Origin of the sequence: Nocardiopsis sp. NPDC006198, from assembly GCF_040613895.1 — a bacterium.
GTDB classification, from domain to species: Bacteria; Actinomycetota; Actinomycetes; order Streptosporangiales; family Streptosporangiaceae; genus Nocardiopsis; species Nocardiopsis tropica.
This window is the reverse complement of sequence record NZ_JBEXSY010000084.1, coordinates 1-26,611: the sequence shown is the minus strand read 5'-3', so window position 1 is coordinate 26,611 and position 26,611 is coordinate 1. Positions and strand designations below refer to the sequence as shown.

The following is a 26,611-nucleotide window of genomic DNA, read 5'->3' as shown; positions in this document are numbered from 1 at the left end:
TATCAGGTGTTCCGCGCCCCGCCAAATCGGCGGTTTGTGGTGGTTCTGATCGGGGTAAAGCCCGTTTGCTTCGTCTGCTTTTGTCCGAATGGACTAGGCTTTTGAAGCGACTCCCTGAGTTTACATGGCCCGAACAGTGCTCGAACCGCGTGATCCAGAGAAGAGATTGTGCCGCCGAACCCGGCCCGGTTCCGAGCCGACCCTGAGGCCCGCTCGCCGTCCCGTGGCGACTCGGAGAACACTACCCCCCGCCACGGCACGCGGCAAACCGAACGACCTGTGTCGCCACTCACAGCCCGACCGCGGGATCCGTTGCGCACCCGGGGACCGGGGGCACTCTCTTCTCGCGCGCGCACGCGCGCGTGAGAACGGCGGGGGCCGCCCTCCTCCTCCGTGCCGGCGCACCCCGGTTCCGCCGGACCCCTCGCGTGGTCCGTCCACTCACCCGGTTGACGAACCGCACCCCGGAACGCACTCACCGAAATGACAAGAAACGGGCCCAACCGCTTCCGGAAGGCGATTGGCTCCGCAGCGGAACACACGAATTGCCTCCCGCCTCCAACCTCGGCAATTCCCGTGTTGTCCCACGTCACAGCACCAGCGGGACAAGGCAAGATCATTCCGGGGAATCGTGAGAAACGGCGGATAATTTTCCCCCGGACTCTTGAAATCCCCTCGACACCGATACATGATGTGCAGCGTCAGGGAAACTGGTCCGGAGCCGCCCCGCCCGGGGGCGCACGGCCAGGCCGCGTGCCGGATGTTCGGGGGGACGGCAGGCGCAGCGCGGCCGTTCACCCGGAAGGACACGCATGGACACCGCATCCCCCGACGTGGCCGACGCGTCCGCGAGGACCCCCGAGAGCCACACCAGCTGGAAGCGCTTCGCCCTCTTCTCCGTCCCGGCCGGCGTCGCCGTGGGCGGGATCCTCGTCGCCATGGCCCAGGGCGCGCTCGCGGCCTCGTTCACGGTCTCGGGCCAGGAATTCAAGATCTCGGCCGACGAACTGCGCGGTGAGGGCTTCGTCCAGTACGGCTGGCTGGACCAGACCGTGCGCGAGGAGGCCGTCCCCGTCGCCGTCGCCGGTATCGAGAGCGCCGAGATCGACGGGCTGTGCCAGTCGGTCCTCACCGAGTTCCCCCTCATCGGGACGATCTCCCTCGAACTCACCGCCGGGGACCGGGGCACGCCCGTCCAGGCGGAGAACCTGGTCATCGACATGTCCCAGATGGACGGCAACGCCGAGTTCGAGAACATCGAGATCGGGCGCGACGCGGGCACCCTCGACAAGGGACCGTCCGGTGCGCAGGGCTTCAACGACCTGTTCGGCATGCAGTCCGACGTGATCGTCGTGCAGGACCTGGAACAGACGGCGAGGGCCGCCAGCGCCGGGACCTTCCGCCTCTCCGGCCTGAGCCTCGGCCTCAGCCTCGGGGAGAGCGAGTGCTTCTGAGGTCGTTGCGCGGGCTGGGGTCCTCCTGGCGCGGCTGGCGCAAGCGGCGCCCCTTCGCCGGCGGGCTCCTCATGATCCTCTCCGGCGCCGTCATGGCGTCTCTCGTCGCGATGCCGGTGGAGCTGATGATCCAGACCGGTGTCGGCGGGGTCTCCTCGCTGATGTTCGGCGGGATGCTCGGCGTCCTCGGCCTGGTCACATGGTTCACCCCCAACCAGCACGTCGTCACGGGTGCGCTGGCCGGATTCCTCGGGTTGGGCGCCCTGGTCCTGTCCAACCTGGGGGGTCTGGTGGTCGGCACGCTGCTCGCGCTGGCCGGCGGCGGTCTGGCGTTCGCCTGGCGGCCCGTGGCGCGGCCTCCCCGCAGGGGGCGCCGCCGCGGGCGGCACTCGCCGACAGCGGCGACCGTTCCGGCGGGGGAGCCTCCCGCCCGGGAACCCGCCCCCGGCGGCGCCCCGGCTCCTCCCCGCCCCGCCTCCGACCAGTGATCCCCGTGGCGGTCTGAGCGGTCCCCGTACCCCCGGGGAGCCCGCGCGGGCTCCCCGGTCCACCAGGAAAGCCATGTCTACCGAGTCGGCGCGTACCCCCAGTTCCCGCCGGTCGGAGCCCCCGCGCGCCCGCCGGCCGTCACACACGAGGAGTACCCATGTCGGTTCCGCGACCGAGATCCCGCCCCTTCCCCGCCCGCTCCCGCACGGCCGTCGCCGTCGCGGCGGCGGGGGTCCTGGCCCTGTCCTGGAGCGGCGGCGCCCTCGCCGCCCAGCAGGCCTCCACCACCGTCGACCCCGCGGGGGCCGCCTTCGAGGCGGTCCTGGACGGCACCGCGACCTTCACGGCGGGCACCGTCGTGGTGACCTGCCAGGTGTCGTCCACCTCTCCCGGCGGTGGCAACAACCTGGTCCCGGCCGCCCCGGGCAACCACAACCCGAACGGAGCCGTCTCCGGCCCCATCAACTCCCCGGACTTCGGCAGCTGCTCCACCAACGTGCCCCTGGTGAGCGCCACCGTGGCCGTCGCCGATCCCGTCTGGGAGATGACCATGCAGTTCGGGGCCCCCTCGGTCGGCACGATGGTGGTGCCCGCGGGCGGCATCGTCGTGACCACCAGGGGCCTCGCCTCGTGCACCGCCACCGTCAGCCCGGACGCCCCGGTCCCCGTGGGCGGCACGTGGACGAACGGGAACCCGGCGTCGACGCTGGCGTTCGACACGACGGCCCCGGTCGAGGTGGAGGGCGGCTTCGGCTGCCCGACCAGCGCGACGACGTCCGACTTCACCGCCACCTACCTGGTGACGAACGCCGACGATCCCGCAGCGCCGATCACCGTGTCCGGCTGAGCCGGGTGGCCGCCCCGGCGCCCGACCGGGCGCCGGGGCGGTAGGCCGACATGTCGGCCGGGGGCCGTCGCGCCGTGCGCGGCGGCCCCTCCGCCTGCGCTCCCTCCCGCGGCGCCCGCGTCGCCGGACCGGCGGGAGGGCGGGGCCGCTCCACCGGACGGGCGGCACGGTTCGTACCCCGGTGACAAGGAACCGGGGGCGGGGACTCACCCGGGTGCGCAGAAACGCGGGGGGTTCGTCGCCTACGGTCGCAGTACTTCCGGGGAGTCACGCGGCGAAGGCTCCCCGGTGAGGCGCGGAACGCTTCGCCCGTCCCCGTCGCCCTCCCGGAGACACCATGGCGCCCAACGCCGTACCGCCCGCCCCTTCACGACTGCGTCGAACCCTCAGGACGGCGCGTGTCCTGGTCCGCGCCGGTGTGCTCAGCGCCGGCCGCCCCGATCGGATCGTCCGCCAGCTCCGGGCCCTGCGCACGTGGGGCGCCACGATCGCCGGCGGGTACGCGGCGGCGAACGAGCGCGCCCCGGGCGCCGTGGCCGTCATCGACGAGCGCGGGCCGACGACCTTCGGTGAGATGGATCTGCGCGCCCGGCAGCTGGCCCGCGAGTTGCACGGGGCGGGTGTGGTCCAGGGGACGCGAGTGGGACTGCTGTGCCGCAACCACAGTGCCTTCGTGCAGACGATGGCGGCCTGCGGCCGTCTCGGCGCGGACACCGTCCTGCTGAACACGGGGCTGTCCGCCGGCCAGCTGTCGGCGGCCGTGGCGGACAACGAGGTCGCGGTGCTCGTGGCGGACACCGAGTTCGAGCCCCTGTACGCCGGGCTCCCTGCCGAGGTGGCACGGGTGACGGCGTGGGGCGAGCCGTCGGGTCCGGGGCCGGTGGTGCCGTGGGAGGCGCGGGAGGGCACGGGCACGGAGCCGGGACCGCCGGAGCGGCCGGGCAGGCTGATCGTGCTGACCTCTGGGACGACGGGCGCCCCCAAGGGGGCGCGGCGGCCCACGCCGAAGGGCCCGCAGGACGCGGCGTCGGTGCTGTCCCGCATCCCGCTGCGCTCGTCGGACCGCATCCTGGTCTCGGCGCCGGTCTTCCACACGTGGGGCCTGGCCGGGGTGCAGCTGGGCATGTCGATGCGGGCCACTCTGGTGATGCGGCGGCTGTTCGAGCCCGAGGACGTGCTGCGGACGGTCCAGGAGCAGCGGTGCACGGTGCTGTTCGCGGTACCGGTGATGCTGCGGCGGATCATGGACCTGCCGCGGGAGACGCGTGCCGGGTACGACACCTCCTCGCTGCGGATCGTGGCGTGCAGCGGTTCCGCGATGAGCCCGAAGCTGATCACCGCCTTCATGGACGAGTTCGGGGACGTGCTCTACAACCTGTACGGGTCGACGGAGGTGTCCTGGGCGACGATCGCGACACCGGAGGACATGCGGCTCTCGCCGACGACGGCGGGGCGGCCGCCCCTGGGGACGCGGATCGCGGTCCTGGACGCGCAGGGCTCCGAGGTCCCCGACGGGACGGAGGGGTCGATCCATGTCGGCAACGACATGCTGTTCGACGGGTACACGAACGGGCGGGGCAAGAAGCTCGCGAACGGCCTGATGGAGACCGGCGACCGGGGGCACGTGGACGCGAACGGGCTGCTGCACGTGGCGGGACGGGACGACGACATGATCGTCTCCGGCGGGGAGAACGTGTTCCCGCGGCCGGTGGAGGAGGCGATCGTGACGCTCCCCGGGGTGCGCGAGGTCGTGGTGACGGGTGTGCCGGACGAGGAGTTCGGGCAGAGGTTCGCGGCGTTCGTGGTCCCGTACGAGGGCGTCGAGGTGGACCCGAACAAGGTGCGGATGCATGTGCGGTCCGTGTTGGGCCGGTTCTCGGTCCCCCGTGACGTGGTGGTGCTGGACGAGCTGCCGCGCAACGCCACCGGCAAGGTGGTCAAGCGCAGACTGCCCCACCGGGCGCCGCGCCGGTAGGGGGTCCGGTGTGTGGAAGGAAGGTTCCGTGCCGCGGTCCCGTGTGCCGAGGGGCCGTGCCCCGGCGGTCCGGGGTGCTCCGTCCCGGGCTTCCTCGCGTGCGAGGCAATCGCGGGCTTTGACATCGGGTAGGAGGTAACTACGATGTTGCCGATGCCTGACCGTTCCCCCGCCCCCGCGGGCGACTTCCCTCTTCCTCCCGTCGACGAGCAGATGTGCTTCGCGCTGTACGCGGCTTCTCGCGCGGTCACCAACCTCTACCGGCCCCTGCTGGAGCCGTTGGGGCTGACCTACCCCCAGTACCTCGTGATGATGCTGCTGTGGGAGCGCGGCGAGTGCTCCGTCAAGGAGATCGGCGCCGTGCTCCAGCTGGACTACGGCACGCTCACCCCGCTGCTCAAGCGGCTGGAGGCCAGGGGGCTGCTCGACCGCGTGCGGGACCCGCGCGACGAGCGCTCGGTCCGCGTCACCCTCACCGGGGAGGGCGCGGAACTGCGGACCGGGGCCGAGGGGATCCCGGAGGCGATCGGCGCCGTCATCGACCTTCCCGAGGAGGAGTTCGAGGCGACGAGGCTCGCGCTGCGGCGGCTGACCTCGAACGTGCTCGCGGGCGAGGCCCGGCTGCCCGCGCGGGACTGAGCGGGCGAAGGACCGGGTTCCGGGGCGATGAGCTCCGGCCGCCGCATCCGCCGTCGGGGGACGACAGGCGGCGGCGGTGGCCGGTGAGCACGGGCACCACGGGGGTCGTGCCCGTGCTCCGGGTGTGGGCGGACCGTTCCGCGGTCCGCCCACACCTGTGTCCGGACCCCTCCCGGAGCACTGTGCCCGTGACCCGCGCGGACGTCCCGCGGACCCGGGGCGGTCCGTCCGCGTGCCGCCCCGCGCGTTGTTTCCGGCCGGGCTCCAGGGACGGGAAGCCCGACGGGAAAGGGGATCCGGGGTCCTCGCAGGGTTCCGGGGGCTAGTGTGGGGGCATGTCGATCTGGGCGTCGGACAACCGCAGCGGGCAGATACGCGAGGCGCTGACCATGCTGCTGTCCCAGGGGGTCATCGACGACTTCCGCATCAGACCGGAGGACGAGTTCCCGTTCCGGGTGACCGTCCCCGCCGGCGTGGTGCCGATGACCGAGCACCAGGCGGCGCACTTCGCCCTGGGCGCGGCGGTGGGGCACTTCGGGCGGCTCGCCCGGGGCGAGGACGCCCGGGGGTAGCCGGCGGCCCGGGACGCGGGCGGACGGGGTCCGGGGGGACCCGGGGTCGGCGCGGGCTCGACCCCAACACTTGACCTCAACATTAGTTGAGGCATGAGTGTGGGGTTCGGGCAGCCGGCCGGCGCCCGACCGCACCGCGCAGGGGGAGACACCATGAACCGACCGATCCTGGTCACCGGGGCCACAGGGGCCACCGGACGCCACGTCGTGGCGGGGCTGATCGCAGAGGGCGTCCCGGTCAGGGCACTGGTGCGCGACCCCGGGACGGCCCGCCTCCCGGAGGAGGTCGAGGTCGTCCGCGGCGACATCACCGACCCGGAGGCCGTCGCCTCGGCCGCCGAGGGGACGGCCGGCGCCTACCTGCTCTGGCCCGGGTTCGACGGGGACGGCGTGGAGGAGACCGTGGCCGCCCTCGCCCGACACGCACGACGGATCGTCCACCTCTCCGCCTCGCAGGTCCGCGACGACCGCCCGGCGGAGGAGAACGGCGTCTGGGGGCGGGTCGAGGCCGCGGTCCGGTCGGTCACCGACGAGTGGACCTTCCTGCGCGTGACCGGCCTCGCCACCAACACCCTGATGTGGGCCGGCCAGGTGTCCGGCGGCGTCGTCCGCGCGCCCTACGGGGACGCCTCCCGCTCCCTCGTCCACGAGAAGGACGTGGCGGCCGCCGCCGTGCGCGCCCTGCTCGACGACGGGCACACGGGCAGGAGCTACGACATCACCGGCCCCGAGACCCTCACCCAGTCCGAACAGGTCAGGATCATCGGCGAGGAGACGGGCGTCCCCGTGCGCTGGGAGGAGCAGCCCCCGGAGGAGGCCCGGGAGGAAGTGGCGCGGGCCATGGACGACCCGGACCACGCGGACGCGGCCCTCGCCCACTGGGCCGGGCTGGCCGTCGTCCCCGAGCCGGTCGGCGACGGGGTGCGGGAGGCGACCGGCCTCCCTCCGCGGACCTACCGCGAGTGGGTGCGCGACCACCTCGCGGACTTCACCTCCGCCCCCTGAACGGCGGGGGCCGGGTCGGGACGGTGCGCGGGACCGGTCAGCAGGAGCCCCGGTCCTCCCAGACCCCCCACTCCTCGCCCATGGTCGGCGGAACCCCCTGGATCCACCAGCGCGCCTCGTACACGCGCCCCCGGTAGTTGACCTGGTCCCCGGTGTCGTAGACGGTGCCGCCGTCCCAGGCGCCGACCGCGCAGGAGGCGCCGCCGGAGTCGCCCCAGCCGTCCCCCCGGTCCCCGCCGTCACCGTCGCCCCGGCCGCCGTCCCCCCGGCCGCCCTCACCGCGACCGCCGCCGTCGTCGTCGGAGGGGGAGCCCTCGCCGGGTTCCTCGACCTCGTCCTCCTCCGTCTCCTCGTCCTCGGGCTCCGGCCCGAGGGAGACCGTGAGGGTGACGACGCCCTCCTCGGGGAGGATGGTGCCGGGTTCGGGCGTCTGGCCCGCGACCTCGCCCTCCGGCGCCGTGCCGTGGTGCGCCTCGGCGACCTCGAACACCAGCCCCAGCCCGGTGAGGGCCTCGACCGCCTCCGCCTGCCCCATGCCGAGCAGCGTCGGGACGATGACCCCCTCGCTGACGTGGACGGTCACCGCCTCGGCCCGGTCGCCCTCCTCGCCCGTCGCCGGAACCGTCGACAGGACCGTCCCGGGCGCCTCCTCGGCGGAGTGCTCCTGGACCACCTCGATGTGGGTGAACCCGGCCGTGCGCAGGGCGTCGCGCGCCTCGTTCTCGGTACCGCCGACCACGTCGGGGACCTCGGCGAACTGCGGCCCCGCGGAGACCCAGAGCATGACCTCGTCGCCCCGTTCCAGCTCGGCGCCCGCCTCCGGGGTGGTGTCGGCGACGGACCCGACCGCCTCGGTGTCGCTGTAGGTCTCGTCGAACGCGACGACCAGTTCCAGGTCGAGCGCCGCCAACCGCGCCTCGGCCGCCTCCGGGTCGCTGCCCAGGACGTCGGGGAGGGCGGCGCCGCCCGCGGGGACGAGGGCCCAGCCGGCCGCGAACAGCGCGAGGACCAGCACCCCCGCGGCGACGAGCACCGGTGGGCGGCGCCACCGCGGAACGGCGCCGCTCCGGCCGTCCCCGTCCGCGCCCGCCGCGCTCTCGACCGGGAGGTCCGTGACGACCGGGATCGGACGGGTGTCGCCCTCGCGGTCGCGGTCGGTGCGGGGGAGCGACCGCATCACCTGCTCGACCAGGGTCAGGTACTGGCCCGCGTCGCGCGGCCGGTAGCGCGGGTTCGGGTCGGTCGCGTTGGCGACCAGCATGTCCAGGTCGGGCGGGAGGTCGGGGAGCGCGGCCGAGGGCCGGAGGGGCCTTCCCTCGTCCGCGACGGCGGAGTCTCCGGTCATCAGCCTGTGGAGCAGCGCGCCGACGTCGCGCACGTCGGTGCGGCTGTCGGGCCCGGCGTCCTCGGCCGCGTCGAACAGCAGCGGGAAACCGGTGACCCGCGCCCGTCCGCCGTCGTCCATCACGACCTTGTCGGGGGTGATCTCACCGTGCACGACGCCCGTCCGGTGGGCGGCGTCGAGCGCTGCCAGCACGTCGGCGACGATCGACAGGGCCATGTGCGGCGAGTACCGCAGCGCCTCGCCGTCCCCCAGTACCTCGGCGAGGGTCTCCCCCCGCAGGTACTCGGCGACCGCGTACACGTACGCCTCGTCGCGCCCGTGGGCCAGCACCCTCGCCAGCCCGGGGTGGGCGACCGCCTCCAGGGTCTGCGCCCGCCCCAGGAAGGCGTGCACCGCCCCGTGGTTCCCCGTCAGCCACGGGTGGAGGACGGTGACCGCGACGGTCCGCTCCTCACGGAGGTCCTGCGCTGCGTAGACGGTGCCCGAGGCGCCGCTGCGGACACGGTCGCCCAGGACGTAGCGCCCGTGCAGTGTGCGGCCGGAGAGGGGGTCGGGAGTGGGGGTCTCCATGGGACGGATTCTACGGCTACGCACCATCACGTTTCGTCCCCGTCCGGGCCGGATGCGGACAGTTCCTGTGGATAGGGTCGAGTCGCAGTCCCCGGTACCCAAACGTTGCGAGGCCCCCGTGAACCTGCCCCCTCCCGGAAGCGCGGACGACCGCGCCGTCGGCGTCCTCCTCGGCGCGGCCTGCGGCGACGCCCTGGGGGTGCCCTACGAATTCGGCCCGGCCCTGGCGGCGGACCACGTCCCCCGGATGGTGGGCGGCGGGCTCGGGCCGTACGCGCCGGGGGAGTACTCCGACGACACCCAGATGGCGGTGTGCATCGCCCTCACCCTGCGCGACCACGCGGACCCCCTGTCGGACGAGGCGCTGTGCCGTACCGCCGACGCCTTCCTGGACTGGGCGCGCGACGGCGCCTCCGACATCGGGAACCAGACCAGCGTGGTGATGCGGGGGTCGGGTCACGCCTTCGGGACGCCCCGGGTGGCCGAGGTGATGGCGCGGTTCTCGGCCCAGCGCTTCGAGGAGGGGGTCCGCAGTGCCGGGAACGGGTCCCTGATGCGCACGGGCCCGCTCGCCCTGGCCTACCTGGACGACCCGGACGGTCTGGCGGTCGCCGCCGACAGGTACAGCAGGCTCACCCACGGGGACCCGCTGGCCTCCGAGGCGTGTGTGCTGTGGTGCGAGGGCGTGCGGCACGCGGTCGTCCACGGCGACACAGCCGGGGTCCGCGGCGGCCTGGAGCTGCTGCCGCGGGACCGGCGCGGCCGGTGGTCCGCCTGGCTGGACGAGGCCGAGGAGCACCCGCCGCACTTCTTCGGGAACAACGGTTTCGTGGTGAGCGCGCTCCAGGCGGCCTGGTCGGCGGTGGTGGGCGAGCCCGACGGGTTCGTGCCCGCGGTGCGGGCCGCGGTCCGGGCGGGCAACGACACCGACACCGTGGCGGCGATCGCCGGGGCCCTGCTCGGCGCCCGCTGGGGCGCCTCGGCGATTCCGGCGGAGTACCTGGAGGCGGTCCACGGCTGGCCCGGGTACCGGGCCGAGGGGCTCGCGGAACTGGCGCTGGGCGCCGTCTCCGGGCCGGACGGCTCCCGGGGGCGCCGTCACGGCGGTCCTCCGGCCTGACCCCTCCGACCTGATCCCTCCCGCCCGCGCCGGTCCGCCGGCCCGGGCGGGGGCCGACGGGCTCGCTAACCTGGCCCTGTCCGCCGTCCGACGACCTGAGGTGTGTCATGTCCGCCGAACTGCACTGGGTACCCGCCGACGAGCGCCCCGACCTGCTGGCCGCTCCCGTCCTCGACGCCGTCCGGGGGACCGGCGGGGTCCGCGTGGCGGAGATCGACCCGGGGCTCGCCGACACCGCGGAGTTCTGCGAGGCGTACGGGATGCCCCTGGGGACCAGCGCGAACTGCGTGGTCGTCGCCGCCAAGCGCGGTGGCGAGCTGTCCTATGCGGCGTGCATGGTGCCCGCCGACCGGCGCGCCGACGTCAACGGGGTCGTGCGCCGCCACCTGGGCGCCCGCAAGACGTCGTTCGCCCCCATGGACGAGGCGACCGGGCTGACCGGCATGGAGTACGGCGGTATCACCCCGCTCGGCCTGCCCGAGGGGTGGCCGGTCCTGGTGGACGAGGCCGTCGCGGCCGCGGCCGAGGTGGTCGTCGGCAGCGGCCTGCGCCGCTCCAAGCTCCTGGTTCCGGGCAAGGCGCTGGCCGGGCTCCGGGGCGCCGAGGTGCTCGCCCTCACGAGGTGACCGCCGACGCCGTATGTCGATACGGCGACACGGCGGCCTGCCGACTCGCGGGAGGTGCGGCCCGGCCGCGCCCCGACCAGGCGTTCCGCTCGAAATGTCGACATGGCGACGAGTCGTTTCGGCGTCCGGCGCCCGGGTTCCGTACCGGGCCGCAGCAGGTTCGGGACCGCGCCCCTGCCGGGTTCGGGACCGTCCGGACCGGAGCGGGGGCGGGGGCCGTGCGCGCGGCCCCCGCCCCCGCCGGGGGTCACGGCGTGTCGCCGACCTCCGGGACCCACGCGGACTCCACGAGGACCGTGTAGTTGTTCACCCGGGGCAGCTCCGCGTCCGGCTCGGACGGCGACTCCACGGTGAGGGTCTCGTGGTAGAGCGGCTGCCCCGTCCCCTCGTCGAACATGATCCGACGCTCCAGCAGCATCCCGTCCTCCGCGCTCTCCTCGACGACGAACAGCAGGCCCTCCCGGCCCTCGCGGTCGCGCGCGGTCCCGGCGAACATCACCTCGTCCTCCTCGGCGAGGACGCGGAGCACCGCGGCCTGCACCCCGGGCTCCACCGGCGCCTCCCCGTACAGCTGCTGGAGGGCGTAGAAGAGCCTCGCCCCGGACTCGGCGTCGGCGAGGTCCGAGCCCGCCCCGTGCAGCTGGTCGGCCAGCGCCCCGGGGTCGGTGGAGAGGGAGCCGGGCTCCAGGGAGAAGAACATGCCGTTCCCCCCCTCGCCGCCGCCCCACTCCCACTCGGTGGGCCCGTCCTCGAACAGGCGCTGCACCGGGTTCGGGTCGCCGCCCAGGTGGTCGGGGGCGCTCGGGGTCTCGACCTGCAGGCCGGACTCGTGGGGGGTCCGCCACACCTCGTCCCGCACGGGGAGGACGCCCCACCCCGCCTCGTCCGTGTCCAGGTCCTGCGAGTAGGTGAGGGTCCACTGGGAGGTGCGCACGTAGGCGACGTCCCCGGGCCTCGGGGGCGCGGGCTGCTCCTCGGCGGTCTCGGCCAGGGCGAGCAGTCGTTCGCTCCCGGGCTCCAGGTCGGTCAGGGGGACCTCCAGCGGTGCGGGCGGCGGCCCGGCGTAGGCGGGCTGCGCGGAGCCGAACGCGAACGGCACGACCACGGCCACCGCCGCGAGGGCGGCGACGGCGCCCAGGGCGACCCGGAACACGGGACGCCGGGGGACAAGGCGGTACACGGGCCGGTGGCGCCGGCCTGCGGCGATCACCTCGATCCGGGAGAGTTCGCGGAGTGCGGGGTCGGAGCGGACGGAGGCGGCGGGGTCGTGCGCGGCGAGGAGCGCGCGGACGGCTTCGGTGTCGGTGCGGCTCATGATTTCTCCACGGGGACTCTCGGGGCGGTCGGGCTGTGCGCGGGAGAGGGTGGCGGCGGATCGAGGAGCCCCTCGATCCGGCGGCGGGCGCGGAAGAGGCGCACCCGCGCGGTGGCCGTGGTGCAGCCCAGGACCCTGGCGGCCTCCGACAGCTCCAGGCCCTCCCAGGCGAGGAGCATCACGAGTTCGCGGTCCTTGTCGCTCAGCCGGCCGAGGGCGCGGAGCGCCTCGTCGCGTTCCTCGACCCGGCGGGTGGTGTCCGGTTCCGTCGGCACCAGCGCGGACGCCTCCTCGAAAGGGAGGGACACCTCGGCGCGCCGGCCTCCGATGCGCGACCGGGCACGGACCACGTTGCGCGCCACCCCGTACAGCCAGGGGAGCGGCTGGTCCTTGGGCAGGTGGTCGAACCTGCGCCAGGCGACACCGAAGGTCTCGGAGGCGACGTCGTCGGCGTGGTCGGGGCCGAGACGTCGGAGGGCGTAGCGGCGGACGTCGTCGTAGTGCCGCTCGAAGAACCGGGTGAACTGCCCTTCGGCGGACTCCCCGTCGTCCCTGTCTCTGGTCATCGGCTTCCTTCCGTGCGGTGTCACCTACTTCTGTCCGGCGGGGGCCGGATGTTACAGGGCGGCTCGGGGGCCCTCCCGCACCCCCGTGGGAAATGTCGACAAATCGACGTGTCGTTTCGGCGTGCGGTGTCCGGGTTCGGGCCCCGACCGGAGCTGTTCCGGGCCGGGGACGGTGCGGGGTTCGTGCCGGGCCGCGACCGGGGCGGGTGGGACGCCCGGGGCCGGGGGAGCGGATGGGCTTCCACGCCGCCCGACGGAGGGGCCCGACCTGCGGTGGACGTGCGTGAAATCCCTGGTGGAGGACGGACGCCCCCTCGGTTCCTATTTACTGAACGATCGGTCTGTAATACTGTTCCGGAAGACCCGCAGCCCGAGGAGAGGACCGTCACGTGTCCGAAGTACTGGAGAGCTACGCGCAGGGATCGTGGTTCGCCCCCGCGGACGAGGGCGTGCCCCTGGCCGACGCGAACACGGGGGAGACCGTCGCCCGCATCTCGGCCGCCGGCCTCGACGTCGCCGGGATGGTCGACCACGCCCGCCGCGTCGGCGGCCCCGCCCTGCGGCGGCTGACCTTCCACCAGCGCGCGATCATCCTCAAGGAGCTCGCCAAGCACCTCACCGAGCACAAGGACGAGTTCTACGCACTCTCGTACCGGACCGGCGCCAACAAGCGCGACACCATGGTCGACGTCGACGGCGGGTTCGGCACCCTCTTCAGCTACTCCGGCAAGGGCCGGCGCGAGCTGCCCAACGCGACGGTCATCCTGGACGGGCCCCTGGAACAGCTCGGGCGCCAGGGCACCTTCGTCGGCCAGCACGTGTACACCTCGCGGCCCGGCGTGGCCGTGCAGATCAACGCCTTCAACTTCCCCGTGTGGGGCATGCTGGAGAAGTTCGCCCCCGCGTTCCTCGCGGGCATGCCGAGCATCGTCAAGCCCGCCAGCCAGACCGCCTACCTCACGGCCGCGGTCGTGCGCCGCATGGTCGGGTCCGGGCTCCTCCCCGAGGGCTCGCTCCAGTTCCTCGCGGGCAGCGCGCGCGGCGTGCTCGACCACCTGGGCGCCCAGGACATCGTCGGCTTCACCGGCTCCGCCTCGACCGGCGCGACCCTGCGCAGCCACCCGAACGTCGTCGGCGGCGGCGTGCAGCTCAACGTCGAGGCCGACTCGCTCAACTGCTCGATCCTCGGCCCGGACGTGACACCGGAGGACCCCGAGTTCGACCTGTACGTCAAGCAGGTCGTCACCGAGATGACCGTCAAGGCCGGCCAGAAGTGCACGGCCATCCGCCGGGTGATCGTGCCCGAGGCGATGGCGGACGCCGTCACCGCGGCCCTGGTCGACCGCCTGTCCAAGGTGGTCGTGGGCGCGGCCGACGACCCCGACGCCCGCATGGGGCCGCTGGCCTCGCTCGACCAGCGCGAGGAGGTCCGCAAGGCGGTCAAGGCGCTGCGCTCCTCCAGCACGGTCGTCTTCGGCGACCCCGACAGCGTCGAGGTCACCGGGGCCGACGCCGAGTCGGGGGCGTTCATGTCACCGGTCCTGCTGCGCGCCGAGCCGGGGGCCGCGGAACCGCACGACGTGGAGGCGTTCGGCCCGGTCAGCACCGTGATCACCTACTCCGGCGTGGCCGACGCGGTGGAGCTGGCCGCGCGCGGCCGGGGCAGCCTGGTGGGCTCCCTCGTCACCAACGACCCGGACGTCGCGCGCGAGGTCGTCCTCGGCCTGGCCCCGTGGCACGGCCGGATCCTGGTCCTCAACCGGGACGACGCCAAGGAGTCCACCGGCCACGGCTCGCCGCTGCCCGTCCTGGTGCACGGCGGACCCGGTCGCGCGGGCGGAGGAGAGGAGCTGGGCGGCGTGCGCGGCGTCAAGCACCACATGCAGCGCACCGCGATCCAGGCCCCGCCGGACATGGTCACCGCGATCACCGGCCACTGGACCACCGGTTCCCGGCGGACCGTCGGGGACGTGCACCCGTTCCGCAAGGACCTGACGCAGCTGCGGATCGGCGACACGATCGCCTCGGCGGAGCGCACCGTCACCCGCGCCGACATCGACCACTTCGCCGAGTTCACCGGTGACACGTTCTACGCGCACACCGACGAGGAGGCCGCGGCGGCCAACCCGTTGTTCGGCGGGATCGTGGCACACGGCTACCTGGTGGTCTCGCTCGCGGCGGGCCTGTTCGTCGACCCGGCGCCGGGCCCCGTGCTGGCCAACTTCGGGGTGGACAACCTGCGCTTCCTCACCCCGGTGAAGGAGGACGCCACCATCCGGGTGACGTTGACCGCCAAGCAGATCACCCCGCGCTCGAACGCCGACTACGGCGAGGTGCGCTGGGACGCCGTGGTCACGAACCAGGACGACGAGCCCGTCGCCACGTACGACGTGCTCACCCTGGTCGCCAAGGGCGAGGGGGAGTAGGGCCCCGGCGCGGGTCGGTCGGTACGTCGCCCGGAAGGGCGGCGTGCCGGTCGGTCGACGGGGCGGGATGTCGGCACGGCGGCACGGCGGCAGGCTCGTGACGGCGTCAGCGCTTGATCTCGCGGAAGCCCGGGACGCCCGCCAGCAGGAGGGCGGCCCGCCACAGCCGGAGGGCGTCGGCCGGCTCCGGGAGCTCGGAGAGGACCGGTCCGAAGAAGGCGGGCAGCTCGCCGTCGGGCGCGGTGACGGCGAGGACCGGCGTGCCGATCTCTGCGTCGACGCGGCCGACCCCGTCCTCGTGGGACGCGCGCATCGCGGCGTCGTACCCGTCCTCCCACCCGGCGGAGGCGAGGCCGGCGGGGAGCCCGCAGCGGCTCAGGGCCTCGCCGAGGTCGCCCGCCCACTCCCGCTGTGTGCCGTCGGGCTCGGTCCAGAGCGCGTCGTGGAAGGCGCCGAGCGCGGCGCTCCCGTGGTTCACCCGCACGGCGGTGGCGACGCGCGCGGGGATCCGGAGGTAGCCCTCCTCGTCGCCCTCGGGGTCCACCTCGCGGTGCTCGTTGAGCAGGAACAGGCTCATCACGTGCCAGCGGACGTCGAGGGGCACGTCCCCCGCGAGCGAGGTGATCCACCGGGCGGTGGTGCGGGTCAGGGGGCAGGAGGGGTCGAGCCAGAAGTCGACCGTCCACCGCTCGTCCGTCACGGCCGCCTCCGTCCCGGTGCCGGGCCGCGCGGTGTCGGCCGCCCCGGTCCCGTTCGCCGATCGCCTCGCGACGCTCACGGCCCCGATCGTAACAAGGGCCACAGGGGAGGGTCCCGGGCCTCCCGGACCCACCCCCAGATCGAACTCTTCGCGCACGACCAATCACCCTCAGTGGCTACGCTGTTCGTCGGCGCCGCGTTCCGCGCCCGGGGCACCCGGGCCGGCGGCGCCGCGTCCCGCACGGCAGGCGAGCCGGAGGAGCAGGGTGACCAGGACCGCTTCCACCACCCCCCGGGCGCCCGTGCGCCTGCTCCTGGGCGTGCTCGCTTTCGTGGAACGGGTGGGGAACAAGCTCCCCCACCCCTTCTGGCTGTTCACGGTCATGGCCGGGATCGTGGTCGTGCTCAGCGCGCTCCTGAGCGCTCTCGGCGTCTCGGCCGTCTCCCCCGTCGACGGGGAAACCGTCCGGGTCCGCAGCCTGCTCTCCGCCGAGGGCGCCCGCGTGGTGTTCGGGGACGCGGTGGCCAACTTCGCGGCCTTCCCGCCGCTGGCGGTCATCCTCGTCGTCATGCTCGGGGTGTCGGTCGCCGAGGCGGCCGGGCTGCTCGGCGCCCTGCTGCGCGGCAGCGTCACCCGGGTCCCGGCCCGGTGGCTGACCTTCGCCCTCGCCCTGACCGGCATCACCGGGAGCGTCGCCTCCGACGCCGCCTTCGTGGTGCTCATCCCCCTCGGCGGGCTGGTCTTCGGCGCCGCGGGGCGCAGCCCCGTGCTCGGCATCGTCGTGGCCTACGGCGCCGTCGCCTCCGGGTACAACGCGTCCCTGCTGATCACGCCCACCGACGCGCTGCTGGCCGCCCTGACCACCGAGGCCGCCGGGCTGGTGGACCCCGGCTACGTCGTGACCGCGCTGGACAACTACTACTTCTCCGCGGCCTCGGCGGTGGTGCTGGCGGGCCTGATCACCCTCGTGACCGAGTTCGTCCTGGTCAAGAGCGTCGGAGGGGCCGACGAGGGCTGCCCGGACGCGCGGGAGGAGCTGGGCTCCATGGCCCTCACCGACACCGAGAGGCGCGGCCTGCGCAACACGGGCCTGGCCCTGGTCGCGGCCCTCGCCCTCCTCGCCGCCGCGCTCCTGCCGGCGGGTTCACCGTTCCGGGGCCCGAGCGGGGGAGTGCTCGACTCACCGCTCGTCACGGGGGTCGCCTACGTCCTCGGGATCCTCTTCCTGGTCCTGGGCGTGGTCTACGGCCGCACCGTGGGGACCCTGCCCCGTGCCGGGGACGTCCCCGACGCCATGGCGGCCGGTGTGCGCGACATGGCGCCCGTGATCGTCCTGTTCTTCGCGGCCTCGCAGTTCCTCGCCTACTTCGGCTGGACCGGTATCGGGGAGGTCGCCGCCATCCGCGGCGCCGAGGTGCTGGACTCGGCGGGCGTCCACCCGATCCTGCTCTTCCTGGGCATGATCGCGTTCTCCACGGTGCTCAACCTGCTCATCACCAGCGGCTCGGCGCAGTGGACCCTCATCGCCCCGGTGTTCGTCCCCATGTTCATGTTCCTCGACGTGCCGCCGGAGACGACCCAGGCGGTCTACCGGATCTCCGACTCCGCCAGCAACGTCGTCAGCCCCATGAGCCCCTTCTTCGTCATGGTGCTGGGCCTCCTCCAGCGCTACCGGCGGGACGCCGGGATCGGCACGCTGATCTCGCTCACCCTGCCGCTCTGCCTCACGGTCCTGGCCGGGTGGACGCTGCTCTTCCTCGGCTGGTGGGCGCTCGACCTCCCGCTCGGGCCGGGCACCCCGGTCCGCTGACGCCCGGGCCCCGGGGACGTCGCCGCCCCCCGCTCCCCGCAGTCGCCGGACGACCCGGGTCGGCACCGCTCCGTGAACGGGCCCGCCGCGCGACCGCCGGAGCGGAGGGCGCGGCGGGCCCGGCGGGCCCCGGCCTAGAGGCGGGCGATGGCCCCGGCCGGGTTCTCCATGGCGTCCGCGACCACGCGCATGAACCCCGCCGCGACACCGCCGTCGCAGACGCGGTGGTCGAAGGCGAACGACAGCTGCGTGACCTTGCGGACGGTCAGCTCCCCGTCCACCACCCACGGCCGGTCGATGATCCGGCCGAGGCCGAGGATCGCGACCTGCGGGTGGTTGATGATGGCGGCGCTGCCGTCCACCCGGAGCGAGCCGTAGTTGTTGAGCGTGAAGGTGCCTCCGGTCATCTCGGCGGGGGTCGCCCTCCCCTCGCGGGCGGCGGCGGTCAGGCGGCGGATCTCCCCGTCCAGCTCCAGCGTGGTGAACCGGTGCGCGCCGAGCACGGCCGGGGCGACCAGGCCCCGGTCGGTCTGCACGGCCAGGCCCAGGTTGACGCCGTCGTACTGGACCAGCTCGCCGCGCTCGGTGTCGACCAGGCCGTTGAGCTCGGGGTGGGCGCGCAGGCCCGCGAGGACGAACCGCGCCACGTAGGACAGCAGTCCCGGCCCCGAGGGGTCGGATTCGCGGAGCCGGACCAGTTCGGTCGCGTCCACGTCCACCCACACCGTGGCCTCGGGGATCTCGCTGCGGCTGCGCGAGAGCGAGGCGGCGACGCTCTTGCGGAAGCCGTTCATGGGCGTGCGCCGGGACTCGGCCAGCCCCGTGCGGGCGTCCACCTCCGCACGCGGGTCTCCCGCGTCGGGAGCGGACGCGGACTCGGTGGCCACGGGACGGCCGGGGTCGATCGGCGTCACCGTGGCCAGGTCCGGGGCACGGGAGGCCTCGATCGCCGCGGCCACGTCGCGCCGGGTGATGAGCCCTCCGGGACCGCTGCCGGCGACCTCGGAGATCCGCAGTCCGGCCTCGCGGGCCATCTGCCGGACCAGCGGCGACGTCACCAGCGGGGGCCGTCCGGCCCCGCCGGGCGCCGGAGCCGGGGGAGCGGGCGGACCGGTCGGCCCGTCCGGTTGTGCGCCCCGTTGTGCGACCGGTTGTGCGACCGCGCGTTCACGCGGCCGGCGGCGGCGCCCGGCGGTCCTCCCGTCGTCGGGGGTGCCGTAGCCGATGAGGACGTTGCCGGAACCGGCGCGCTCCTCCTCCCGGTACCGCTCGCCCTCCGCCGACACCGGGGCGCCCGCCTCGCGCGCGGCCGGGGCGTCCGCCGCTCCGGCCCCGCCGACCGGAGCCGCCGGAGCGTCCGCACCGCCCGGGGCGTCGGCGGCGATGCTGATCAGCGGCTTGCCGACCTCCATCACCTCGCCCTCCCCGCCGTGCAGCACGCTGACGGTGCCCGCGAACGGCGTGGGGACCTCCACGATCGACTTGGCGGTCTCCACCTCCGCGATCGGCTGGTCCACGGCCACCGTGTCGCCGACGGCGACGAGCCATCGCACCACCTCGGCCTCGGTCAGTCCCTCTCCCAGGTCGGGGAGTTCGAAGGTCTGCGTCGTCACTGGTCCTCCCACTGGAGGTCGTCGACCGCGTCGAGGACGCGGTCCACACCGGGCAGCTGGAACCGCTCCAGCTTCGGCGGCGGGAAGGGGATGTCGAAGCCGGTCACCCGGCGGACGGGGGCGGCCAGGGAGTGGAAGCAGCGCTCGGTCACCCTGGCGACGATCTCCGAGGCGACGCTCGCGTACCCGCTGGCCTCGGCGACCACGACGGCGCGGCCCGTGGAGCGGACCGCCTCGCACACCGTCTCGTCGTCGAAGGGGACGAGGGACCGCACGTCCACGACCTGGAGGCTGCGCCCCTCCCGGGCGGCGGCGTCGGCGGCCTCCAGCGCGGTGGACACGGCGGGCCCGTAGGCGATGAGGGTGGCGTCGGTCCCGGGACGGCGCACGACCGCCCTGCCGATGCCGGGCGCGGGCGAGGCCGGGTCGACCTCATCCTTGCCCCAGTAGAGCTTCTTCGGCTCCATGAAGACCACCGGGTCGTCGGAGGCGATCGACTCGCGCAGCAGGTGGTAGGCGTCGTGGGGTGTGGAGGGGGTGACCACGGTCAGGCCGGGCGTGTGCGCGTAGTAGGCCTCGGAGGAGTCGCAGTGGTGCTCGACCCCGCCGATCCCGCCCGCGTAGGGGACCCGGATGACGATGGGCAGGCCGACCCGGCCGCGGGTGCGGTTGCGGGTCTTGGCGACGTGGCTGACGATCTGCTCGAACGCCGGGTAGGCGAAGGCGTCGAACTGCATCTCGACGACGGGCCGCATGCCGTTCATCGCCATCCCCACGGCCATGCCGACGATGCCGGACTCGGCGAGCGGGGTGTCGAAGCAGCGGTTCTCGCCGAACGCGGCGGTGAGGCCGTCGGTGATGCGGAAGACGCCGCCGAGGGGGCCGACGTCCTCACCGAAGACGTACACGCTGCCGTCCTCGGCCATGGCGTCCCGCAGCGCCCGGTTGAGGGCCTGCGCCATGGAGAGCTTGGTGGGGTCGGTCGCCATGTCAGCTGCCCTCTCTGCTGAGTTCGTCGGCCAGGAAGGCGGCCTGCTCCCGCAGCTGCGGGGTGGGGGTGGAGAACACGTGGGCGAACAGCTCGGACGGGTCCGGCTCGGCGTCGCGGGAGACGCCCTCGCGCATGGCGGCGGCGACGGCCTCGGCGCGTTCGGTGATCTCCGTCCGGCGGGCCTTGGTGAGCAGGCGCTTGCGCTTCAGGTACGCCTCCATGCGCAGCAGCGGGTCCCTGGCGACCCACGGGCCGACCTCCTCGTCGCTGCGGTACCGGGTGGCGTCGTCGGCGTTGGTGTGCGCCTGCATGCGGTAGGTGTGCGCCTCGACGAGCTGGGGCCCCTCGCCCGCGCGGGCGGCGGCCACGGCGCGGTCCAGGACGGCGAGCACGGCGGGGGTGTCGTTGCCGTCGACGCGCTCGGCGTTCACCCCGTAGCCGACGCCCTTGTGGGCGAGGGAGGGGGCGGCGCTCTGGCGGGCCAGCGGGACGGAGATCGCGTACTCGTTGTTCTGCACGAAGAAGACGACGGGCGCCTTGAACACGGCGGCGAAGTTGAGCGCCTCGTGGAAGTCGCCCTCGCTGGTGGCGCCGTCGCCGCACATGGCCATGGCGACGGTGTCCTCTCCGCGCAGGCGGGCCGCGTGGGCGAGGCCGACGGCGTGCAGGAGCTGGGTGGCGAGCGGGGTGGCCTGCGGGGCGACGCGGTGCTCGTAGGGGTCGTAGCCCGCGTGCCAGTCGCCCTTGAGGAGGGTGAGCACCTCGACCGGGTCGACGCCGCGCGCGACGACGGCGGCGGTGTCGCGGTAGGTCGGGAAGAGCCAGTCGCCCTCGGCGAGGGCCAGGGCGGCGCCGGTCTGGCAGGCCTCCTGCCCGTGCGACGAGGGGTAGACGGCCAGGCGTCCCTGGCGGACGAGCGCGCCGGCCTGGTCGTTGACGCGGCGGCCGACCACCAGGGAGGCGTAGGCGGCGAGGAGCCGGTCCGCCCCGGGGAACGGCAGGCCCGCGCCGGCCACCGGGCGCCCGGTCTCGTCGAGCAGCCGTACCGGTTGCTCCGAGGGGAGCAGGTCCTGGGCGTCGGCCATGGCCTCTACCTCCTGTGTCCGAGGGGTATGTACAGACACATGGTGCAGTTTGTTGCCATCTGTTCGCCACAAAGGGGTGAGAATCAAGAAAACGTCGGTTTCTTCCCCCTGATCGGTGACCGTTCGTCCATCGATGTGACCCAGAACACCACTTCGCGTGGACAGGTGGCCGGAGCGCCGTCCCCGCGGACACCGCACCGTCCCGTCACCGGGTGGACGCGCCGCCCGATTCGCACGCCGGCGACCCCGTCACCGGCCCGGCCTGGGGGCGGCGCCGCGTGCCCGGCCGCCCGCGGTGGGAGCATGGACCGGTGCCCACCACCCCGCCGCGCAAGGAGGAGGCCCGCCCGTGAGCGACGAGCGAGAAAACCTGACCTATGAGCTCTTCGGCACCGCGATGCGCGACCTGGCCCACGCCATCGCCGACGACGGCTTCGAGCCCGACATGATCCTCTCGATCGCGCGCGGCGGCCTCTTCGTCGCCGGGGGCCTGGGGTACGCGCTCGACGTCAAAAATCTGCACGTGATGAACGTGGAGTTCTACACCGGGGTCGGCACGACCCTCGACATGCCCGTCGTGCTGCCGCCGGTCCCGAACCTGGTGGACCTGAGCGACAAGAAGGTCCTCGTCGCCGACGACGTGGCCGACACGGGCAGGACCCTCAAGCTCGTGCACGACTTCTGCGCCGAGCACGTCGCCGAGGTGCGCAGCGCGGTCGTCTACGAGAAGCCGCAGTCCCTGATCAAGTGCGAGTACGTGTGGAAGCACACCGACCGGTGGATCAACTTCCCGTGGTCGGTGGAGCCGCCCGTCGTCGTCCGCTCCGACCAGGTCCGGGACTCCTGACGGAGGGCTCCAGGGTGTGGGAAACCCGGTCGCGGAACCCCGGGGACCCGGCGCGGAGACGGCCGGGCGTGGGACCTGCGTGCCCGGGCGCGGGCCCGGGCGCGCGGGGGTCTACTTGCCGTCGCCACCCGAGAGGAGCGCACGGACCTCCGCCTCGCGGAACCGGCGGTGCCCGCCCGGGGTGCGCACGCTGCTGAGCCGACCGGCCGCCGCCCAACGGGTGACCGTCTTGGGGTCCACCCGGAACAGCCTCGCGACCTCCGCGGGAGTGAGGAGTTTTTCCGGAAGGGTCTCGATCATGGTGTTCTGCTTCCTGTGAGGGGTCACCCGCGGGTGTGGGTGAGGGTGTCGCCGCAGTGGCGGCATGTCTGCGTGCGGATGTCGGGCCATCTGGGGTCGGCCGGGTCCGGGATGTAGTCGTGCTGGCCGCTGGTGGTCTTGTCGCACCTGGTCCTGCCGTCCACGCCGTGCTCCTCGGGGGAGGGTGTGGAAGGGCGCGCCCCGGCCCCCGCTCAGGGCGCGCCCGGTCTCAGAGGACGGAGACGGCGCGCACGGCGGCCATCCACACGGCTCGCAGGCCCCCGGCCGGAACGCAGGGGTCGCCGGACGGGTCCGAGCTGCCGGACCGAGCGGTGGGGACTCGGACGGCTGCCCCGGCGGCCGTGAGCTGGTCGTCGGCGGGAAGGGTCTCCAGCGGCGAGTGCCAGGTCAGCGGGTGCGGGTGGGGGTCCGGCCCGGGAACGGTCACCACGCGGGTGACCGGTCCCCGGCGGGCCGCGTAGACCGCGTGGCCCTGGAGGTCGGGGCCCAGGTAGGTGACGGCCGCCCCGTGGGCGGTGGCCCACGCGGTGAGCGCCGCCATGGTCGGAAGCTCGCGGAGATCGCACACGGTGCGGCGGACGGTGCTCATGCTGCCGCTCCCTGCTTCTCGGCCTGCTGGGCCAGAGCGATCAGGACGACCAGGCCGCGCCGGGAGGCGTCCCGGCGGGCACGACACCGATAGGGGTCCAGCGGCACGACGGGCGCGAGACCGCCCACACGCGGGTGTTCCGGCGGGGGCATCGGGGCGGCGACGCCGGTCGGGCTGATCGGCCGGACGATCGGGATAGGCCCGGTGACGAGATGCGGTCGGGGCGGCTGGGAGATGTGCCGGTCGATGTAGCGGCGGCTGCGGGTGCCACGTCGGCGTACGGCGTGAGCCAGGGCGCGGGCAGCAAGCCACAGCGTGGACAGGATGAGAAGCAGGTAGCGCAAGGCATACCTCCGGTAAGGGTGCCAGGTGGGAAGCCCGGCGGGGAACTGAGTGGCTCCATACTGATATTAGGATTCCTAAAAATCAAGACCGGGTCACCTAATGTCCGATCTAGAACGGGAATCCCGTTCCGGGTGTCCCAAAATGTCTACTTCCACTAGCGCCCCATCTACGATCGAGAGCACTATGGCCACCAGGTACTCCCCGACGATCCGACGTCGCCGACTGTCCGCCGAGTTGAAGCGCCTCCGTCAAGCCGCACGTATGACGAGCGAAGAGGCAGCACGCGCCAGCGAGCTATCCAAGACCGCGTACAGCAACATCGAGAACGGGTTCAAACAGAGGCCAAAGGTCCCTGAGGTCAGAGCGATCTTGACCGCCTTCGGCGTGCCGCCTGGGCAGGAGTACGAGGAGATCCTCGACTTGTGCCGTCAGTCCCTCGAACGCGGCTGGTGGAACCGCTACCGGGACGTGCTCGCAGCGCGCTATGTCGGGTTCGAGACCGAGGCATCCCAGATCAGCACCTGGGAACCGGTGGTGATCCCAGGTCTGCTACAGATCCCCGAATACATCGAGGTCACCGCGCAAGCCGCCTTGGCGCAGCCGGAAGACATCCGCCGTGTGGTCGATGCCCGGATGACACGGCAACGCATTCTGGATGACGACGACGCGCCGGAACTGTGGGCGATCTTCGACGAAACCGCGCTCCTCCGCCTCGAAGCACACCCACGCGTGTGCCAACAGCAGGTGCGCCACCTGCTCGACTTGGCGGAGCGGCCGACGATTACCCTTCAGATGACCAGGGCGAATCAGCTCAACGCCGGGAGCGGCGGCCCGTTTGTGCTCCTGGAATTCCCAGAGCCGGTCGATCCCACGGTGGTCTACCTGGAGACCGACACCGATGGCATCTACTTGGAGGAGCCCGACGAGATCGCCCGCTACCGGAACCTCATGAACCACCTGCGCCTGGCCGCGCTCCGGCCGGGCGAGACGATCGACCAACTCCAACAGATGATCGAGTAGGCCATGACCAGCTCCTCAGTGCCCACCCCGTTGCGCTTTCGCAAGTCAAGCTACAGCCAGCCGTCCGGCGGCAACTGCGTCGAGGTCGCGGACCTCCCCACCGGCACCGCGGTCCGTGACTCCCAGAACCCCATGGCGGGGCACCTGGAAGTCCCCGGCCCGGAGTGGTCCGCGCTGCTCGCCAGCGTGCGCACCAGCAGGTAGCGAACACAAAGGGGCCGCCGGATCACCGGCGGCCCCTTCTCAGTTCCCGCGCCGAGTCTACCCATCCGGAGGAATGCCCGGCCAGCCCGGAATGTCGCGCCTTCTCCCGGGCAACCCCGTTCCGGTCCGGAGAGATCGACTCGGCCATTGACCCAGGTCAATCCCGTGGTGTTCGAGAATCACTGATCAACTCGGAGTCCTCCACCTGGGCCGACACCGCCTCCGGCCCACCCGCCGGCACAACCGCCGATCAACCAGCGCTCACCCCCGGGCGCTGCGCAGACGCTCCCCCAACCAGGGCGGCACCCGCCCCGAATCCCTCGGGTAGTAGCGGGCGTCCAGGGCATAGCTGAACGCGGGCGGCGGCACGGAGAAACGGGGCTCGCCGTCCCGGTCGTAGACGATCCGCCATCCCCCGTTCCTCTCCAGGACCAGCTCCGCGCCGAACCAGGCGCCCCTCCCCTCGGAGTAGGTGACCGACCGCAGGAGCGCCATCGCGGCCCGCAGGTCCTCGTTCAGTCCCAGTTCCTCGTCCCCTGCGGGCCCGGTGGCCACGAGGGTTCCGCCCGCGTAGCCGACGAGCGCCCGGTACGACAGCCGCAATCTTTCCCAGTCCCGCCGCCCGGCCGCGGCGCGCAGCAGAACACCGATCCGGTCGAGCAGGGCGACGCGTCCGGCCGCGTCCGGCCGCGCCGGCGGAACGCTGGGCCTCCCCGGAGGGCCGGGCCAGGGCGGATCGAAGGCGGACGCCTCGTCCAGCAGCGCGGCCCACGCGGGACGCCACGCGGGGGAGCGCGCCGCCATCTCCTCCGCCAGGAATTCCAGGTTCTCGGGGGTGCCGTCGGGCCGCCCGCGCTCCCAGGACGGCCAGTGGTCGTACACGCGCTCCAGGACGGTCCCACCCCCGGAGACGGTGATCCGGGCGAAGAGCCACCGCCCGCGCTGGGGGTGCGCCTCCTCCGAGCGCAGCCGCTCCAGAAGTTCGGGCAGGCCCGTCCCGGCGGGGGCAGCCGCCCCGTCGTCCAGGGTGAGGCCCCGGGGGCGGGGCGCGCGGAAGACCAGGACGAGGTCGCCGCCGTCCGCGATCCGGTCGCGCACGGCCGCCGCCGACGCGGCCAGCTCGGCGAGCAGTGCCGCCTCCGGCCGCCCCGTGCCGTCCGGGACCGGCGCGGACGGGCCCTGCCCGGCCCCGGGAAGCGGGAGGGCCGTCACCGCCCCGGGGCGGTCGAGCTCCCCGGCCGACCGCATGGCGTCGCCGACCAGCAGCAGCCGCTCGCCCAGGCCGATGAGGGGCCACCCCCCGGACGCGGGCCCGCCCTGCCCGGCCGGGAGTTCCCGGGGCTCTTCGTCCCCCGTGAGCCCGAGGCCGCGCGCGCACTCCAGCGCGCGCCCGGTACGGGCGCCCCCCGTGTGCTCCTCCAGGTGCCCGAGCACGGCCTCCAGCACGCCGGCGTCCACCGTGCGCTCCTCGGCACGGGCCACCAGGGTTTCCAGCGCGTCCCTCAGCGGACCCCGGCCGAACCCCTCCGTGTCCGGGTCCAGGATCTCCATCCGCCACACCAGCAGGTCGGCGTCGGCCCCCTCGACCGCCCGTCCGAGCCCGTCGTCGTCCCAGTCGTCGGGGTAGGCCGTGCGGGCCCAGGCGCCGTCCCACCAGTAGGCGAAGTCCGGGCACGGCCTCCGTTCCAGCCACTCCCACGGCAGCCAGTCGGGCGCGCCCTCGAACGGGTCCACCGGGCGCGACCACCCCCGCTCCGGCGAGTCGAGGCCGTGCTCGCCGACCAGCAGGAAGCGGCCTCCCGCCACGCGGACGAGCTCGAACCCCGCCCCGGCCCCCGCGCCGCCGCGCCGGACGACGGGCCCCTCCGCCACGCAGTCGGTACGCCCCAGCCCGGCGCACACCGCCGCGTACACCCCGGCCCTGGCCCACAGGAGCTCCGGTTCGGGCAGGTCGAAGGGCAGTCCTGGCCGGTGGAACACCATCGTCGGGCCTTTCTGGGGATCCGTCCTGGGATCGTCTTCCTACCCCGTGGCGGGGGGGGGGGGGGCCGCCCCCCCCCCCCCGGGCCCCCCCGGGGGGGGGGGGGCCCGGGGGCCCCCCCCCCCCCCCGCCCCCCCCCCCGGGCCCCCGCCCCCG

General features: G+C 73.7%; 26 protein-coding genes. 14 read left to right on the top strand and 12 right to left on the bottom strand.

What is annotated here, in order from left to right; genetic code table 11:
- Positions 1-812 precede the first annotated feature (812 nt).
- The 7 genes from ABZ234_RS31215 (at position 813) to ABZ234_RS31185 (ending at position 6,981) form a co-directional block, all read left to right on the top strand.
- Complete coding sequence (locus tag ABZ234_RS31215) at positions 813-1,454, top strand: DUF6230 family protein (RefSeq protein WP_355014400.1); 642 nt, start codon at positions 813-815, stop codon at positions 1,452-1,454.
- 14 nt (positions 1,455-1,468) lie between these two features.
- Positions 1,469-1,942, top strand: coding sequence for a DUF6114 domain-containing protein (locus tag ABZ234_RS31210; protein ID WP_355014402.1), 474 nt, complete (start codon positions 1,469-1,471; stop codon positions 1,940-1,942).
- A 158-nt stretch (positions 1,943-2,100) separates the two neighbouring features.
- Positions 2,101-2,790: a hypothetical protein gene (locus tag ABZ234_RS31205; RefSeq protein WP_355014399.1), complete on the top strand. Its 690-nt coding sequence runs from the start codon at positions 2,101-2,103 to the stop codon at positions 2,788-2,790.
- Between the two features lie 337 nt (positions 2,791-3,127).
- Positions 3,128-4,765 (top strand): AMP-binding protein, encoded by a 1,638-nt coding sequence (locus ABZ234_RS31200; RefSeq protein WP_355014398.1) that lies wholly within the window; start codon positions 3,128-3,130, stop codon positions 4,763-4,765.
- A 153-nt stretch (positions 4,766-4,918) separates the two neighbouring features.
- Entirely contained in the window at positions 4,919-5,404 is a 486-nt protein-coding gene (locus ABZ234_RS31195; protein WP_355014397.1) for a MarR family transcriptional regulator, read from the top strand.
- A gap of 335 nt (positions 5,405-5,739) precedes the next feature.
- Entirely contained in the window at positions 5,740-5,976 is a 237-nt protein-coding gene (locus ABZ234_RS31190) for a hypothetical protein (protein WP_267947399.1), read from the top strand.
- Positions 5,977-6,129: 153 nt separating this feature from the next.
- Positions 6,130-6,981, top strand: a complete 852-nt coding sequence (locus ABZ234_RS31185; RefSeq protein WP_355014396.1) for an NAD(P)H-binding protein — start codon at positions 6,130-6,132, stop codon at positions 6,979-6,981.
- 37 nt (positions 6,982-7,018) lie between these two features.
- Here ABZ234_RS31185 and ABZ234_RS31180 read toward each other — a convergent pair whose 3' ends face one another.
- Positions 7,019-8,896 (bottom strand): PASTA domain-containing protein, encoded by a 1,878-nt coding sequence (locus tag ABZ234_RS31180; protein WP_355014395.1) that lies wholly within the window; start codon positions 8,894-8,896, stop codon positions 7,019-7,021.
- Between the two features lie 118 nt (positions 8,897-9,014).
- Here ABZ234_RS31180 and ABZ234_RS31175 point away from each other — a divergent pair, with 118 nt between their 5' ends.
- Both ABZ234_RS31175 and ABZ234_RS31170 read left to right on the top strand, forming a co-directional pair.
- On the top strand, positions 9,015-10,016 hold the full coding sequence (locus ABZ234_RS31175) for an ADP-ribosylglycohydrolase family protein (protein WP_355014394.1): 1,002 nt from the start codon (positions 9,015-9,017) through the stop codon (positions 10,014-10,016).
- Between the two features lie 107 nt (positions 10,017-10,123).
- Complete coding sequence (locus ABZ234_RS31170) at positions 10,124-10,642, top strand: YbaK/EbsC family protein (RefSeq protein ID WP_355014393.1); 519 nt, start codon at positions 10,124-10,126, stop codon at positions 10,640-10,642.
- Between the two features lie 247 nt (positions 10,643-10,889).
- On the opposite strand, the gene ABZ234_RS31165 is transcribed toward ABZ234_RS31170, so the two are convergent.
- Together ABZ234_RS31165 and ABZ234_RS31160 are read right to left on the bottom strand one after the other, a co-directional pair.
- Positions 10,890-11,957, bottom strand: a complete 1,068-nt coding sequence (locus tag ABZ234_RS31165; RefSeq protein WP_355014392.1) for a CU044_5270 family protein — start codon at positions 11,955-11,957, stop codon at positions 10,890-10,892.
- Complete coding sequence (locus tag ABZ234_RS31160; RefSeq protein WP_355014391.1) at positions 11,954-12,523, bottom strand: RNA polymerase sigma factor; 570 nt, start codon at positions 12,521-12,523, stop codon at positions 11,954-11,956. Before ABZ234_RS31160 ends, ABZ234_RS31165 begins: the two co-directional genes overlap by 4 nt.
- Before the next feature lie 389 nt (positions 12,524-12,912).
- On the opposite strand from ABZ234_RS31160, the gene paaZ reads away from it, so the two are divergent.
- On the top strand, positions 12,913-14,949 hold the full coding sequence (gene paaZ / locus ABZ234_RS31155) for a phenylacetic acid degradation bifunctional protein PaaZ (protein ID WP_355014390.1): 2,037 nt from the start codon (positions 12,913-12,915) through the stop codon (positions 14,947-14,949).
- Between the two features lie 106 nt (positions 14,950-15,055).
- Here the strand turns inward: paaZ and ABZ234_RS31150 are convergent, their stop codons facing one another.
- Positions 15,056-15,727, bottom strand: coding sequence for a disulfide bond formation protein DsbA (locus ABZ234_RS31150; RefSeq protein ID WP_355014389.1), 672 nt, complete (start codon positions 15,725-15,727; stop codon positions 15,056-15,058).
- Between the two features lie 223 nt (positions 15,728-15,950).
- Here ABZ234_RS31150 and ABZ234_RS31145 point away from each other — a divergent pair, with 223 nt between their 5' ends.
- Positions 15,951-17,459: an AbgT family transporter gene (locus tag ABZ234_RS31145; RefSeq protein WP_355014401.1), complete on the top strand. Its 1,509-nt coding sequence runs from the start codon at positions 15,951-15,953 to the stop codon at positions 17,457-17,459.
- A gap of 134 nt (positions 17,460-17,593) precedes the next feature.
- Here ABZ234_RS31145 and ABZ234_RS31140 read toward each other — a convergent pair whose 3' ends face one another.
- The 3 genes from ABZ234_RS31140 to pdhA are packed head-to-tail and all read right to left on the bottom strand — an operon-like array spanning position 17,594 to position 21,148.
- The gene (locus ABZ234_RS31140; RefSeq protein WP_355014388.1) at positions 17,594-19,072 is read right to left on the bottom strand and encodes a dihydrolipoamide acetyltransferase family protein; all 1,479 of its coding nucleotides are present in this window, start codon (positions 19,070-19,072) and stop codon (positions 17,594-17,596) included.
- Positions 19,069-20,061, bottom strand: coding sequence for an alpha-ketoacid dehydrogenase subunit beta (locus tag ABZ234_RS31135; protein ID WP_355014387.1), 993 nt, complete (start codon positions 20,059-20,061; stop codon positions 19,069-19,071). Before ABZ234_RS31135 ends, ABZ234_RS31140 begins: the two co-directional genes overlap by 4 nt.
- Position 20,062: 1 nt before the next feature.
- Positions 20,063-21,148, bottom strand: a complete 1,086-nt coding sequence (pdhA, locus tag ABZ234_RS31130) for a pyruvate dehydrogenase (acetyl-transferring) E1 component subunit alpha (RefSeq protein ID WP_355014386.1) — start codon at positions 21,146-21,148, stop codon at positions 20,063-20,065.
- Positions 21,149-21,497: 349 nt separating this feature from the next.
- Between pdhA and ABZ234_RS31125 the strand changes: the two genes are divergently transcribed.
- Positions 21,498-21,995 carry a phosphoribosyltransferase gene (locus ABZ234_RS31125; RefSeq protein ID WP_352982136.1) on the top strand — a complete coding sequence of 166 codons (498 nt, stop codon included), beginning with the start codon at positions 21,498-21,500 and terminating at the stop codon, positions 21,993-21,995.
- A 111-nt stretch (positions 21,996-22,106) separates the two neighbouring features.
- Here the strand turns inward: ABZ234_RS31125 and ABZ234_RS31120 are convergent, their stop codons facing one another.
- The 4 genes from ABZ234_RS31120 to ABZ234_RS31105 all read right to left on the bottom strand — a co-directional run bounded on the left by ABZ234_RS31120 (position 22,107) and on the right by ABZ234_RS31105 (position 23,249).
- Entirely contained in the window at positions 22,107-22,295 is a 189-nt protein-coding gene (locus ABZ234_RS31120; protein WP_267947383.1) for a BldC family transcriptional regulator, read from the bottom strand.
- 23 nt (positions 22,296-22,318) lie between these two features.
- Positions 22,319-22,459, bottom strand: coding sequence for a hypothetical protein (locus ABZ234_RS31115; RefSeq protein WP_355014385.1), 141 nt, complete (start codon positions 22,457-22,459; stop codon positions 22,319-22,321).
- Positions 22,460-22,524: 65 nt separating this feature from the next.
- Positions 22,525-22,905: a hypothetical protein gene (locus tag ABZ234_RS31110; protein WP_355014384.1), complete on the bottom strand. Its 381-nt coding sequence runs from the start codon at positions 22,903-22,905 to the stop codon at positions 22,525-22,527.
- Positions 22,902-23,249 carry a hypothetical protein gene (locus tag ABZ234_RS31105; protein ID WP_355014383.1) on the bottom strand — a complete coding sequence of 116 codons (348 nt, stop codon included), beginning with the start codon at positions 23,247-23,249 and terminating at the stop codon, positions 22,902-22,904. Before ABZ234_RS31105 ends, ABZ234_RS31110 begins: the two co-directional genes overlap by 4 nt.
- A 184-nt stretch (positions 23,250-23,433) precedes the next feature.
- Between ABZ234_RS31105 and ABZ234_RS31100 the strand changes: the two genes are divergently transcribed.
- A complete protein-coding gene (locus ABZ234_RS31100; RefSeq protein ID WP_355014382.1) occupies positions 23,434-24,270 on the top strand; it encodes a helix-turn-helix transcriptional regulator in 837 nt (278 codons plus the stop codon).
- A 3-nt stretch (positions 24,271-24,273) separates the two neighbouring features.
- Positions 24,274-24,474, top strand: coding sequence for a DUF397 domain-containing protein (locus ABZ234_RS31095; protein ID WP_355014381.1), 201 nt, complete (start codon positions 24,274-24,276; stop codon positions 24,472-24,474).
- A 261-nt stretch (positions 24,475-24,735) separates the two neighbouring features.
- Here ABZ234_RS31095 and ABZ234_RS31090 read toward each other — a convergent pair whose 3' ends face one another.
- Positions 24,736-26,457, bottom strand: a complete 1,722-nt coding sequence (locus tag ABZ234_RS31090; protein ID WP_355014380.1) for a hypothetical protein — start codon at positions 26,455-26,457, stop codon at positions 24,736-24,738.
- Positions 26,458-26,611 lie beyond the last annotated feature (154 nt).

Excerpts from the sequence above, each read along its gene's own strand:
- ABZ234_RS31090 (WP_355014380.1), bottom strand. The coding sequence starts at position 26,457 with ATGGTGTTCCACCGGCCAGGACTGCCCTTCGACCTGCCCGAACCGGAG.
- ABZ234_RS31135 (WP_355014387.1), bottom strand. The coding sequence starts at position 20,061 with ATGGCGACCGACCCCACCAAGCTCTCCATGGCGCAGGCCCTCAACCGG.
- ABZ234_RS31160 (WP_355014391.1), bottom strand. The coding sequence starts at position 12,523 with ATGACCAGAGACAGGGACGACGGGGAGTCCGCCGAAGGGCAGTTCACC.
- ABZ234_RS31205 (WP_355014399.1), top strand. The coding sequence starts at position 2,101 with ATGTCGGTTCCGCGACCGAGATCCCGCCCCTTCCCCGCCCGCTCCCGC.
- ABZ234_RS31185 (WP_355014396.1), top strand. The coding sequence starts at position 6,130 with ATGAACCGACCGATCCTGGTCACCGGGGCCACAGGGGCCACCGGACGC.
- ABZ234_RS31215 (WP_355014400.1), top strand. The coding sequence starts at position 813 with ATGGACACCGCATCCCCCGACGTGGCCGACGCGTCCGCGAGGACCCCC.
- ABZ234_RS31180 (WP_355014395.1), bottom strand. The coding sequence starts at position 8,896 with ATGGAGACCCCCACTCCCGACCCCCTCTCCGGCCGCACACTGCACGGG.
- ABZ234_RS31095 (WP_355014381.1), top strand. The coding sequence starts at position 24,274 with ATGACCAGCTCCTCAGTGCCCACCCCGTTGCGCTTTCGCAAGTCAAGC.
- ABZ234_RS31120 (WP_267947383.1), bottom strand. The coding sequence starts at position 22,295 with ATGATCGAGACCCTTCCGGAAAAACTCCTCACTCCCGCGGAGGTCGCG.
- pdhA (WP_355014386.1), bottom strand. The coding sequence starts at position 21,148 with ATGGCCGACGCCCAGGACCTGCTCCCCTCGGAGCAACCGGTACGGCTG.
- ABZ234_RS31100 (WP_355014382.1), top strand. The coding sequence starts at position 23,434 with ATGGCCACCAGGTACTCCCCGACGATCCGACGTCGCCGACTGTCCGCC.
- ABZ234_RS31200 (WP_355014398.1), top strand. The coding sequence starts at position 3,128 with ATGGCGCCCAACGCCGTACCGCCCGCCCCTTCACGACTGCGTCGAACC.
- ABZ234_RS31110 (WP_355014384.1), bottom strand. The coding sequence starts at position 22,905 with ATGAGCACCGTCCGCCGCACCGTGTGCGATCTCCGCGAGCTTCCGACC.
- ABZ234_RS31195 (WP_355014397.1), top strand. The coding sequence starts at position 4,919 with ATGCCTGACCGTTCCCCCGCCCCCGCGGGCGACTTCCCTCTTCCTCCC.
- ABZ234_RS31165 (WP_355014392.1), bottom strand. The coding sequence starts at position 11,957 with ATGAGCCGCACCGACACCGAAGCCGTCCGCGCGCTCCTCGCCGCGCAC.
- ABZ234_RS31170 (WP_355014393.1), top strand. The coding sequence starts at position 10,124 with ATGTCCGCCGAACTGCACTGGGTACCCGCCGACGAGCGCCCCGACCTG.
- ABZ234_RS31190 (WP_267947399.1), top strand. The coding sequence starts at position 5,740 with ATGTCGATCTGGGCGTCGGACAACCGCAGCGGGCAGATACGCGAGGCG.